A 13,066-nucleotide genomic window follows, 5' to 3' on the forward strand; every position below is an offset into this window, starting at 1 on the left:
TTGGAAGCCTGGGGCAGTATTGCTTAGGGGTTGTCAGGTTTAGTCAAGAATTGTCACAGGTTGTCATTTGTTGTTATGAGCGTGTCACGACCCTTGACTACTTTTGACCATTTCCTGACATTTTCCCTTTTCAATTCATCGATTCCCCACTATTGCCTTTCCGTGAAGTAAAAGCCCCACTTATTGCCAGTCTGGTCTACTTTAACCAGTATCGTATTTTCCCCTTTTTTCATCGGAACACTTATCTGATCATCATTGGGCAGGGCGGGACGTAAAACCATACGGTCAAGCACAAGTTTTCCGTTGACCCAAACGCGCACACCATCATTACTGCCTACACCGAATTTCATAGTTTGTGCCTCAGACACATTGATCGTTGTATAGGCATAGGAAACCACATCTTTCGCCGGTGTAAACCGTTTTGCAAAATTGACATACCCCGTTGTATGATCACTGTAAGTAGTCCATTTAACCGTCTTTCCGGCTACTCCGGAGTAGGTCTTTGTAGAATCAAAGCCTGTTTCAGGACCATACACAGCAGCAAATCCCTTTCGTTCCGTGTTGTCAAATGGCCCGATAATCCACCAGTCGTTTATGAAACGGTCGGGCGATTCCACACGCTCCAGAAATTTCGGAATGCTTCCTACTTCTGGAACCTCGGCCATGGTCGTGATTTTATTATCGGCTATGATCCGCTTGTAGTCTGCCACGACAGCGGCCAGATCTTTTGGAACATAATCGGTACCTCCAATCGAATGAAAGTATAGTTTTGTAAAAATCACGGGCAAATAGGCCCGTTCGACACGTTTAAACAATCCGGTGTCATTTTTCGCTGCTGCTTTGGCCAGATCAAACAGGCTATCGGCTTTCTGGATTGTTTTCAAATTCAGGTAACTCACATCTTCCGGCTTGGTCCAGATACTGAAATGCACGGTGTCTGACTTCACCTGGTCATGCATGAGTTGGATATATTCGGATATATACCCGGAGGCATTACCATATACGTTCGCTACATACTCGTCGATCAGTTGCTGAGCGTCCTGATTGGGGTTCCACATCAGCTGAGCGAATAACCAGGCACGTAATTCGGTAAATTCCCCGTGCCCATCAGCGGGCACATTATTTCCCTGCGCAAACAAACCGATCACGCCCCGATTAACATAGAATTTAACATCGTTCTTCACCGTTTCGAAATTGGGGTAAGGCATCAGATAGCTGGCAAACTGTGTGTAGTAATCCCAGATGGTTACCCGCTTGGCAATTTTTTTCCACTGTGCCAATCGTTCGATATACGGCTTATGGTCATCACATTTACCCAGCGGGTGAGCGGAACAGTAATCATAGTGGCAAAGACGGATGGTGACGTTATCGGCCGGACGGATGGTTCTGGGCGGAACTTCGGTGTAATCGTAGGCCAGCGTCTGAAGTTTTATTTCCGGATAAGCTTTACCTACCGTATCGGCGATCTGATTTACAAAATTCAGTAAGGAACCTGCTGGCGATCCTTCTGCATCATCTATTTTTTTGCAATTCACACAAGTACAGTTTCCGCCAAAATCATTCTGATCTACTGAAAACACATTGGCCTTGGGATATTGCCTGATCCAGTCAAAAACGGTAGCCGTAGCAATTTTGACAACCTCAGGGTTGGTCAGGCACAGCTGGGATGGGGCCCTTTTTCCTTTGACCTCGGAAAAATACTCCGGGTGTGTTTTGAAATATTTTTCGGGTGCGACCAGGGCATTGAAGGTATGAACGAACGGATAAATAACATACGCTCCGCCCAGGGAATCGGGAATACCCCGGCTGTTGGTCTTATTGTGCAAAGCCCATTCGGTATCATACGCTTCGTGGTAATAGGGCTCCCGGTATTCGAGTGCCGGTTTCTGACGATCCTCAATTTCGGCCAGTTCGATGGTGGATTGCGACGGAAGTTTGATCACTTCACGTGTGTACCAGCGACAACCGAGGTGATCAGTCAAATATGCCGATACACCGTAAACTGTTCCGCGTGAGTTTCCCCCTGCGATAAGCAGACTTTTACCATCGGATCGGATGATAAATTCTTCCTTACCAAAGCCTGCTGTATCCAGGCCCTTCAATACCGACTGCGGGACGTCCTTGAATCCAATGTAAACAAATTTCCCTTCGGGCGAAACCTCATGGGTGATGGGTAGCGTACACCCGCTTATTTTGTGCACGTACTTCTGTAATTCCAATGCAGCGCTCTTTTCGGGTATCGTGGCTGCACTGGATACGAATATCTTGTACTCACTTTTCCCATTGGAAACGAGCTCATTGCTGGTGTCACAGCTAAACAGGCAGACCGCCAACAGAAAAAGGATCGTTACCGGTAAATGCTGGAATTGGAGATTGGCTTTCATAAGGGTAGGAACTGAGTAAACGAATTGATGATTATTTATTTGACCAAATACAACTTTCCTTCACCCGGCAGGAAAGCCTGTGTGATCCGATGTTTTTTGCGGTCGAACGGGGATTTTACCGGCTTGCCCGTGGTGTTGGAAATCTCCTGCAATCCGCTCACCCGATTCTGGGCTTTGAAAGTGATTGTTCTTGATTCCCTGAATGATTTATTCACCACCATGATATATTCCCTGGAACTATGCTGATCCCTAAATAGAGTCAGTATGACCTCGGATTTCGGATCGGCCGGCAGCAGTAAGAAATCTGCCGGAGGCAATCTGGTTCCCATCCAAAGGCTGTCGCCTGAGTGATACACTTCGCTGGCATCCAGGTGAATGAGTGTTTTGCCCAGTTGTTTCATTTCTGCATTAAATGCTTTGAAGGGCTCATACAGATCGGTTTTCCGGCCCAAAGAATCAATGACCGAATTCATGAATTTCTGGTCGCCCTGCCCCGTCGGGGTAGCGTAACAAAACCAGACTGGATTTTTAATCCCATAGGCAAGATTTGAATAGACATTGAGCCTCATTTCGTCGATATTGGGTCGGCGATACATGTCGACAATGCCGAAAGACTGGAGATAACAGGATGTTTTTACACCGTATTTCAGACCAGCCCTTCGGATGATATCCATGCAGTTGTAATACGATTTTTCGAAACGGCCCTTGCGCTTGTAAGGATAAATATCAAATGACAGGTATTTCAGATTTTCTTTTCCAACGCCTTCTATCCAGCGCTCCACGTATCCCTTCTCGTAATCTTTCAAAGCAAAATCGGGAAAGAGGTTCACGTGAGGGATTTTTTCCTTGTCCAGTGCCGCAATGGTCCGGTAGGTCTTGATGGCCCAATCCAGCAAGGCACTATCCGGTTCGTCACGAATATAGTAGCCCGCGGTGGCAGGATGATTTCGGTAGGTGTCCACCATGGCTTTGATCGAGTCGTCGCTACCGTGTACACGCGGTTCCGAAATGATTACTTTCATTTTGTGTTGCTGCGCCAGTTCCAGCATCCTCAGATTCTTTTCTTGGGTATTCAAGTCGGTGCTGGAAACATTCTGAATGATATCCACACCTGTTTCGGCCAGAATTCTATACTGCTCTTCATTGGTATGCTTCCATACCGGTGGCCAAAAAATGCCGATTTTGAAAGCATCTTTCTGCGACTGCCCCTGCACGCCGGATCCGACAGAGAGAATGACAATCAAAAAACTGATCATCCGATTCATGTTACACATCTGGGTTACGCGTTTTAGATAGACAAATATTCGGGTTACTGCAATGCGTATAATTTCCCTTCGCCAGGGAGGAAACTTTCTGTGATGGTACGCGCCTTCGGGTCATAGACGGACTGCACCGCTTTTCCTGTAGTTTTGGAGATTTCTTTAACCGTCTTCACCGAGCCATGCAACTGAATGGTCAGAGGCTGCGATTTGTTAAAATCTCGGTTCACCACCATCAGGTATTGTTGCCCTGAAGCCTTATCTGTAAAACGGCTCAGGATGGTCTGGGCTTTTTTATCTGACACTTTTGCAATAAAATGATCGGGTGGCAGCCTGGTACCAAGCCAAAGACTGTCACCGGTGTGGTACACTTCCACCGCATCCAGATTGATCAGCGTTTTTCCTAACTGCTTCATTTCGGCGTTCATCTTTTGGAACGGTTCGTACATATCTGTTTTCACCCCAACGGAATCAATCACACTTTTGTACATAGCCATTACTTCCGGATTCACATTATCCTGGGTATAGTAGGTATACCAAACCGCATTTTTAACTCCATAAGCCAGGTTGGAGTACACATTCATACGGATTTCATCGGCATTGGGACGGCGAAGCTCGACGACCCCCTTGAAGCCCATTCCAAAAGACTGCAGACAGGAAGATGTTTTTACATTGTATTTTAAGCCCACCCGACGAATGATCTCCAGGTTGTTGAAATATGTTTTTTCCAGTTTTTGCTTCCGCTTGTAGGGATAATTGTCGTAAGCCAGGTAATTGAGATTTTCCTTACCCACACCATTAATATAACGGGGAAGGAAGCTGTGCTCATAGTTTTCTTTGTCGTCAATGGCCCAGTCGGGCAGGTGATTGATGTACGCATCCTTTGATGGATCCAGCGCTTTCACCTTCTTCTGAAGTTCCACAGCAGATTGAAGCCTGGCCGTGTCGGGCTCATCGGTAATGTAGTATCCCCCCAGCGCCGGATGTCCTTTAAAGTCATTGACCATTTCCTTTATTTTGGCATCACCCTGGTTGATACGTCCGTCATAGGTATACACTTTCAATCCGTGTTTTTGCGCCATGTCCAAAGTGGCCAGGTTGCCCTCCTTGTTGTGATTGACGCCTGGACCAATGTTGAAAATTATATCTACATGGGCGTCCTTGATGACTTTGTACTGTGCGTCGTTGAGCAATTTGGCCGGAGGCGGTCCATAAATGCTGATCAGGAATTGATCCTTCTTTTTTTGACAAAAACCGGCATCCGGATTTATCAACGAGAGAAAAGGAAGTAAGAAAATCACTTGAAATGATCTCATGGCAATAGACATATAGGGTAGGTTTAGGAATGCTAATCAGCCCACTGGTTAGTTGGGGTAAACGGCGCCTTTGATCTCTTTCAGCTTATCGAAATTGATTTGGGCAGGATCAAACGTAATATGTTTAATCGTCTCATGATCATAAATCTTGCCTCCAGCTGAGGAGGGGATTATGGCCCCTTGTTTACAGGAATAGGTGACGTGTACCATTCCGTCCTGCGCCTGTATTACTGCCGGATAGGAGTATTCGCCAGGCTGCGATTCGAGGATTCCAGCTGCTTTCCAGGTTATTCCGTCCTGGGATACCGCAACGGCAAGCGGAAAACGTGGGCCGCTCCATCCCCCTTTTGCCCGTTCGGAATGGTTGTACACCAACACATGCATGCCGTTTTTCAATGTCACAGCATCTGTGCCTGAGTTAGGATTGGGAATATTGGTCATTTCCAGATCCTCCCAGGTTTTGCCCTGATCATTTGACCAACCGCTCACTACTCTGTTTTCCTTACTTCTGCTGAGCGTCTGCAAACGACCATCCTTATGAACAAGAATACTGGGCTGAATGACATTAAACCGATTGACCGGCTCGGTGACCTCCCAGGTTTTGCCCAGATCGCGGGTGATTTCAAAATGAAGTCTCCAGCCATTATCTTCCGTGCTTGACCCGCAGATGAGTGTTCCATCGGCCAGTATGACCGGCTTGTTTTTTACCGGACCCAGTATATGCTCCGGAAGCCGCTGGGGTTCGAACCAGCTTTTGCCGTTGTCGAAGGATTTAGTGAGCATGCCCCACCACTCCTTTACGCCCGGTCCAACTTTATAGAAAAGTAAAAGTGGGCCTTTGGGTACCTGAAATAATACGGGGTTCCAGGTGGCATATCTTCTGTCTTTGTATTGGACGCCATTGGCAACCGAGACGGGAGCCGTCCATTTACCCGAAAGTTGTCTGCTCAGCCATATCTCCACATTTTTATTACCTTCCATCGGCCCCCCAAACCAGGCGCTTACCAGGCCTTCCGGCGTTTCGACGATGGTCGAGGCATGGCAACTTTCAAAAGGTGCTTTTTCGAAAATATTCTCCTTGCTTAGGATAAGACTATCGGCCGTCAAGTGGCTAGCCCTCGAATAGGTCGACATCAGCAGACCAATCAATAGCAGCATTATCTTTTCATTCAAAACCTGTGGCATGATGATTCTTCTGAGTTATATTAGGTTTAGGAGTGGCCCTCCATCAGGGATTGACACGGATTCGGAAAATATTTTTTGGATTGCCCTGAATGATATCCTCCTCCTTGAAATTGCAATACAAAATATCTTTGGCACCTGTACGCTCCCGATCGTACGTTACATGGATGGTGCCGTCAGGCGTCTGATCCACATCAGGATATGAAACCCAATCCCTTGCATCCAGCAGCAATTTGTGTGGCCATGATTTACCGCCATCTTTGGAAATGAAGGCCGTCATATCCAGCCGGTTACGGTTGTCATTCATAACCAAAATCAGATTGCCAGACTGCAGTCTTCCCAGGTAGAACCGGCTACTGGTTGTATTTCCTGTAAGGCGGAAAGGCTCCAGTTGCGACCAGGTAGCCCCGTAGTCCGTACTTTTACTGTGGTAAATCGTGCGTTTATTTCCTCTTACAAAACAAAGCATATCACCGCTATCCGAAGTCTGTACCACCATGTGCTCGTCGTAGGTTCTTGCACTGTCGGCCATCTTTACCGATGAATACGGATTGAGTGTGGTAAGTTCTTTTTTCTTATTTCCTTCATAATCAAAACGGTGGATGAAGGTTCCATCCGGAACATAGCCTGGTTGTTGTGGTGCATCCGGGCTCGTTTTCCAGACTGATACCGGGAAAAGAGCAAAATCTTTCTGCGGGACATAAACAGGCTTGTTCATCATGATCCCGTAGGATAATAAACGCGACTTGCCATGAACCACTTTTTTGCCATTCCAGGCTATGGGAATCGCATGGACGCCGCCCCTGAGATCCCAATACATATTATTGAGGGCAGTCGCATAAAACAACCAGGTCTGGCCGCCTTTATCTCGCCAGAGTGTGGCATCGTACACCCTGGTTGAAGGGTGTTTCGGATAAATAACCAACTGATCATTTTTCCAGCTTTTACCACCATCGTTACTTACCGCCAGCGTTGCATAGTTGCCCGGGCCCTCTTCTTTCCCCCCCGAATACCATACGACAAAAATAGTTTTCCCGTCTGCCGAAGTTACCAGAGAAGGCACCCGTTCATGCTGGCGGTTTTTGATTCGTTCATCATGGGTGGGCTGCTTCAGAATAATGGCAGCCGAGGCCCGCTGCGGATCGGTTTTGTTCAAATCCGTTTGCGCCGCCGTACGCAACCCAAGCATGAGTAGTCCAATAGTTACTATATAGTTGACACGCATCAACACTCTCCTGTGTACGCCTGATAATTTACTTAAACCCATATTTATAATACGCAATGCTTTAAGGCCCGGACTACTGGTCAATTGCTTTTCTGCATACAAAACAAACAAACGAAATCTTGCGAGCCTGCAAACCTGAATGATCCTTCAATATTTTAACCTAAACACAAAAACGGGGACCGCTTGGCTGCCCCCGTTTTTGTTTAGGCTAATATCCTGATAGCCACTGGTGTTATGTCACGTATAAATTGACCATTGTATTGCTGAGTAACAATAGCCAGTCGCAACTTACTTCAACCGTCATGTGACATGACATCAGTATGGTTTACCAGTACCTTGAATAAGCCAGATTTTAGCGTAGTGATGATCCTTGCTCTGTCCGGCCGGGATGAAATTGGTAGTACCCAGTTTGCCAACCGCAGCATTGTAATTCACGATATAACTAGGATCCAGGTTGGCTGTCGGATAGATGTAACGTAATGGCAATGCAGCACCAAACTGAGCTACCGGTCCTGTTTTGAGCGCCGGATATCCTGTACGTCTCCAGTCGAACCAGGATTGGATTCCAAACCAGCCTGATATCCACTTTTGTTCCAAAATACGCTCCTGCTTATTGGTCGCACTTGCGTAGGCTACGGATGGCTGTGCATAATAGTTATCAAAATTGAACCCTGTGGCTACCAATGCATCGGCTTTCGTCATGGATGCACGAATACCGCTTTTGTAATGTCCTTCTGCATCTGTTGCTCCAAAACCGCCCAACAATGCTGCTTCCGACATAATAAATTCGACTTCGCTGTAAGTCATCAGATCCATGGTAACCAATGGGTCAACATTCTTACGGTAGCGATCATGAATATAGGAAATATATGGATTACGCTCGTTTGGATAATTTACTGCATCATTTCCCTTGTTGTAAGTAGCAATGTCGGTGATCGACAAGCTGATCGGCAGACCTACATACAGCGAAGTATCGGCGCTGGAAGCAGCTGCAGGAACGTACACAACCGAAAAGCTCTCTCCAAACAGGTTGGTTACCGTTTTGGTAGTGACCGCCGTAACGTTTGCGTCCCATTTACGCTGTACCGGATTTACCCATCTGTGAAGTCTGGGATCCTTCAATTCGGCCAGTTTGTTCACCAAAACCTTGCTTGGCTTGAGTTTAAAGTTCGGGTTTGCCGAATTCAGAAGGCCGCCAGGAGCGGCATTTTCCTTAGTTGTACCAATGAACGCAACAGAAGCATTATCGCTGTTACTCGCAAAAGCAGCTGCACTTGCCTCTTTAAATTCAGTTTCCAGATTGACACCCAATGCAGTCATTTCGGCCCTTTTATCAGCCAGACGAAGCGCGTAGCGAAGACGTAACGAGTTTGCAAACTTTTTCCACTTGGCACCGTCCCCCTTGTACATCACATCGGCCGTGGCACTTATGGCGTCCTTTGCTTCGAGGCTACTCAAAAGCGTGTTGGCTTCTTTCAAATCTGCCAATATTCCCTTGTAGATATCCCCTTGCGAGTCATACTTTGGAAAAAACAGATCTGAATTTGCTTTTAACGCTTCTGAATAAGGAATATCACCATACAAATCCGTTGTTAGTCCAAAGAGGTAAGCACGCATCGTAAGGCCTATGGCCTGAAAAAAGCGGTTGTTGTCGCGCACCCCATTTTCATAGATCAACTGATTGTTGCGAAGGTATTCATAGTATCCACCCCAGCCCTGTTGTGTCCAGGCGTATTGGTTGATCTCCGCTGCACCTTCATTCGTTCCCGATTGCCAGTATTGCATCGCAGCACCGATCTTCGACCCGTCATTTCCCAGACTGAAAACCGTTTTCCCGGTATTGGTTAAAACATAGGTCAACAAAAAGTTGGAAGAAACTTTCTCTGGCGCATTGGGATTTTTGTTGACATCCGTCAGGTTCTCACATGAAGTCGTGAAAAGACACAACGCCGCGAAAAGTGTTATATATATTGATCTTGTGGCTCTCATCTTATCTTTCTATTTAAAAATCAACATTCAATTTAAATCCTAACGAACCCGTAATAGGTAACACATTATAGTACTCTATCCCTTGCGTCCAGTTTCCCGTAGTACCATTTTGTTCAAATGCCTTTTCAGGATCCATTCCTTTGATGCCGGCCTTTGTCCACATGTACAGGTTGTTTCCTACAATGGCAATGGATGCATTTTGTACTTTAAACCTGTTCACAAACGACTTGGGCAAATGATAAGAAACAGATACCTCGCGTAACTTTACATAAGTTGCACTGTATGTATTGCGATTGGGGAAAGGACGGGTTGAATACCGATAAGCATTAAAGGGATCTAACCACTTACTACCGGGTCCACCGAGGTTCTCGGTGTAAACCGTTTCTCCGGCTGCATTTTTGGTCGCAAAAACACCCGGGTTTAAGCTCGCATCCTGAAGTCTACCCTTACCCGTTCCTTCCGGCCAGGCAAATCCGCCGTATTCGCCATTTCTGCCACCAATCCAGTTGCCCAGATATTTGTCTGGATTTTCCTTGATCTGATCCACGATATTTCTGTTTGCATCGTAGTCAACTCCGGAAATCGATTCTTCGCGCATACCATTGTTACCAAAGAACATCATGGTGTTGGAGTAGAACGATCCGCCCTGGCGCCAGTCGATATTGGCGAACAGTGTGAAGTTTTTATAGGTTATGGTAGGCTGGAAGCCCATCAGGATATTGTGATTGAAATTTCCAATTTTTGTGATCTTGTTAATATCTGTATTGGTTTGATAAAGACCGCCTGACGTTACGATGGGATACTTGTAGTAAGGGGAATTAGCATCTTCCACAACCAGCATGGGTTGTTGATAAATATCTCCGATTTGCCCGCCCTCATAGGTACGCACCATTGCTCCACTACTTTCTCTGGTAGAAAGGAATTTGATACCATCTGCCAGCCTCCTTATGTAGGCCCTGTTACGGCTCAAGGTAATGTTCAGATCGAACGAGAAATTTTCCGTTTTGATGGGTGTGGCCTGTATGCCTAATTCAATCCCTTTACTTTCCACCAAACCTGCGTTGATCAATTTACTGGATGCTCCTGACTCTATGGGGACGCCAATTCCCAAAATCTGATTTTTGTTATTTCTCTCGTAATAAGTTGCTTCCAGTCCAATGCGGTTTTTCAGGAATTTAACATCGAAACCCACCTCGAACGAAGTCGCGATTTCAGGCTTCAAATTGGAATTCAGCAAAGTACCACCCATATACATCTGCTTGGCGGCACCCCAGTCTGGCGCCTGCGAATAAGTTTGAACAAGGTTATACGGGCTAACATCATTTCCCACTTGCGCATAGCCTGCTCTCACTTTGGCAAAACTCATCCAGGTTGGCATAGAGACCATTTCCGAAACCAGCACACTGAGCGAAGCCGAAGGATAGAAATACGAGTTATTGCCCTTTGGAAGCGTACTTGTCCAGTCGTTACGGGCAGTAAGGTCCAGGTAAACCATATCCTTAAACCCAAGTGAAGCCGACCCGTAAACGCCATAGAGCAATTTCCTTGACCACGAACTACCATAGGTAACAGTACCCGGAGCTCCATTTGCCATGGTATACAATTCGGGAATAACAAGCGAGGCAGCATTATTTGTTATCCCACGACCATACTGCTCAAGTCTGTTGGTTCCGGCCAGCGCATTCAGGCTCCAGTTGGTACCAAAGTTTTTCTTGTAAGAAAGAATCAGGTCCAGGTTAGACTCCTTTCTGTAATTATTGGTCAAGTTGTAAGCACCATTTACAAATTCGAAGTTATTGAATGCCTTTTTAGACTCAAATGCCTCACTGTAAGCGTCCCGTGAATACCGACCGCTTATCGAAAAATCACTGTTGATATCATAATCCAATTGAATCTTACTTACCGTTCTATCTCTGTCAAAACCCACAGGGTTTTCATTGACCAGGTAGAAGGGGTTGTTTTGCTTATCCTTGTATCTGCGTTGTGCAATGCCTTCCTGGCCTGGAATCCAATAATCTCTCAGGTCATTGATGTTGATCTGTGCACCGGTTTCGTAGATACTCCTAACGGGGTCGTTACGGGATGCATCAATCATCGGCCTGTTATCTGAACCTGACTCCGTGATATTCAGGTTGAATGTAGCACGTAGTTTACTGGTCAGATTGTAGGTCGTGTTGAGTGCCATAGTGAGGCGGGACAGGTCCGTGTTGGGAATCAACCCCTTATTGGTCATATTTCCAACCGACAGGCGAAAATTGCCTTTGTCATAATTTCCATTTACCGAAACGTTATTGGTATTGGTTACGCCGGTCTGATAAAAGTCTTTAAAACGATTAGGGTGTGAAACCAATGGTACTTTCTGTCCGTTGCTATTCCACTGCGCCCAAAGTTCTCCTTTATCCAGGGCCGGCCCCCAGCTTTCGTTCTCTTGTTCTTCCAATACATGCGCTCCGGTTTTCCCCGATCCGAATTTGTTTTGCACCTGAATGTACTGCAAAGGAATATCCAGCACAACAGCGGTGTTCAATGAAACGCCGATGCCTTTTTTGCCACCTGCACCAGATTTGGTAGTAATCAAAACAACCCCGTTGCCTGCTCTTGAACCATAAAGGGCTGCTGCACTTGCTCCTTTCAGAACCGACACATTGGCAATGTCATTGGGATTAATGTCCGAAATTGGATTACCCATATCGGCTCCGCTGTACCCGTTGTTCATCTTGTTCGCAACAGGCACACCATCAATCACAAAAAGAGGCTGGTTATCACCGTTAAGTGAAGAAGCGCCCCGAATAATCATACTTACAGAGGACCCTACGCCACCACCCATTTGTGAGATCTGCACACCTGCTACTTTACCTGAAAGTGCATTCAACACGTTGTTTTGGGGTGTTTGTGTCAAAGCTGCTGCTTCCACAGTGCCAACGGAATAGCCCAGGGACCTTTTTTCTCTTTTCATCCCAAGGGCCGTTACAACCGCTTCCTTCAAAGTTTCTACACTTTCAACCAGGTTTACATCAATGACGTTCTGCTTTCCAACAGTAACCTCCTGGCTGATAAAACCAATATATGAAAAAATCAGCACCTGGCTCTCGCCTGATACCTCGATGGAGTAGTTTCCCGATACATCAGTCGTGGTACCGCTCTGTGCGCCTTTAACCAGGACATTTACGCCTGGCAGCGCCGACCCGTCCTTCGAGGAAGTAACCCTTCCCCTTACGACCTGTGCGGACTGAACCTCCGATGTAATGGAGGGTTCAACTTCGATTACACTGGCCGAAACGTTCATGGGTGATAACACCACTTGTTTACCAATGATCCGATATTTGATTTTCAATGGACTCAACAACCCATCCAGCACATTGGAAAGCTTTTCCGAAGACACATCCAGGGAGTGTTTTTTCGTATCAGGAATAAGCTTAGACCGATAAGTAAATTTCACATCAGCCTGTTTTTCGATACCAGACAGGATAGCCTGAACGCTCTGATTCTGAACTTTGAGGCTAATTTTTCGATTCAAAAGATCTTGTGCGTCCGCAACGTGGGCAAACGAGGCCGTTGCACAAATCACCGCTATACATACCTGAAGAATGGATATTCTCATAAGGCGATACAGGATTTCCTGGGTCAGTAATTCTTTTTTCATTAGTTTTGATCTGTTCTTGTTTTGAGAAAGCAATAACATTCCTTCATCCGCTGAACTCGGACTTCGTA

Annotated in this window: 7 protein-coding genes; all 7 read right to left on the minus strand. The window is 46.2% G+C overall.

The window, feature by feature from the left end; genetic code table 11:
* Positions 1-149: 149 nt before the first annotated feature.
* A complete protein-coding gene (locus DYADSP32_RS18065) occupies positions 150-2,384 on the minus strand; it encodes a DUF4838 domain-containing protein (protein ID WP_149241438.1) in 2,235 nt (744 codons plus the stop codon).
* 35 nt (positions 2,385-2,419) lie between these two features.
* Positions 2,420-3,649 carry a hypothetical protein gene (locus DYADSP32_RS18070; RefSeq protein ID WP_149241437.1) on the minus strand — a complete coding sequence of 410 codons (1,230 nt, stop codon included), beginning with the start codon at positions 3,647-3,649 and terminating at the stop codon, positions 2,420-2,422.
* 44 nt (positions 3,650-3,693) lie between these two features.
* Positions 3,694-4,959, minus strand: a complete 1,266-nt coding sequence (locus tag DYADSP32_RS18075; RefSeq protein WP_149241436.1) for a hypothetical protein — start codon at positions 4,957-4,959, stop codon at positions 3,694-3,696.
* Between the two features lie 48 nt (positions 4,960-5,007).
* A complete protein-coding gene (locus tag DYADSP32_RS18080; RefSeq protein ID WP_414617885.1) occupies positions 5,008-6,144 on the minus strand; it encodes a sialidase family protein in 1,137 nt (378 codons plus the stop codon).
* A gap of 43 nt (positions 6,145-6,187) precedes the next feature.
* Positions 6,188-7,408: a sialidase family protein gene (locus DYADSP32_RS18085; RefSeq protein WP_149241435.1), complete on the minus strand. Its 1,221-nt coding sequence runs from the start codon at positions 7,406-7,408 to the stop codon at positions 6,188-6,190.
* A 273-nt stretch (positions 7,409-7,681) separates the two neighbouring features.
* Positions 7,682-9,355: a SusD/RagB family nutrient-binding outer membrane lipoprotein gene (locus tag DYADSP32_RS18090; protein WP_149241434.1), complete on the minus strand. Its 1,674-nt coding sequence runs from the start codon at positions 9,353-9,355 to the stop codon at positions 7,682-7,684.
* A 13-nt stretch (positions 9,356-9,368) separates the two neighbouring features.
* Positions 9,369-12,998, minus strand: coding sequence for a SusC/RagA family TonB-linked outer membrane protein (locus DYADSP32_RS18095; protein ID WP_414617886.1), 3,630 nt, complete (start codon positions 12,996-12,998; stop codon positions 9,369-9,371).
* Positions 12,999-13,066 lie beyond the last annotated feature (68 nt).

The sequence above is a fragment of the Dyadobacter sp. 32 genome, assembly GCF_902506755.1.
Lineage (GTDB): Bacteria > Bacteroidota > Bacteroidia > Cytophagales > Spirosomataceae > Dyadobacter.

Excerpts from the sequence above, each read along its gene's own strand:
- DYADSP32_RS18095 (WP_414617886.1), bottom strand. The coding sequence starts at position 12,998 with ATGAAAAAAGAATTACTGACCCAGGAAATCCTGTATCGCCTTATGAGA.
- DYADSP32_RS18090 (WP_149241434.1), bottom strand. The coding sequence starts at position 9,355 with ATGAGAGCCACAAGATCAATATATATAACACTTTTCGCGGCGTTGTGT.
- DYADSP32_RS18075 (WP_149241436.1), bottom strand. The coding sequence starts at position 4,959 with ATGAGATCATTTCAAGTGATTTTCTTACTTCCTTTTCTCTCGTTGATA.
- DYADSP32_RS18085 (WP_149241435.1), bottom strand. The coding sequence starts at position 7,408 with ATGGGTTTAAGTAAATTATCAGGCGTACACAGGAGAGTGTTGATGCGT.
- DYADSP32_RS18065 (WP_149241438.1), bottom strand. The coding sequence starts at position 2,384 with ATGAAAGCCAATCTCCAATTCCAGCATTTACCGGTAACGATCCTTTTT.
- DYADSP32_RS18080 (WP_414617885.1), bottom strand. The coding sequence starts at position 6,144 with ATGCCACAGGTTTTGAATGAAAAGATAATGCTGCTATTGATTGGTCTG.
- DYADSP32_RS18070 (WP_149241437.1), bottom strand. The coding sequence starts at position 3,649 with ATGAATCGGATGATCAGTTTTTTGATTGTCATTCTCTCTGTCGGATCC.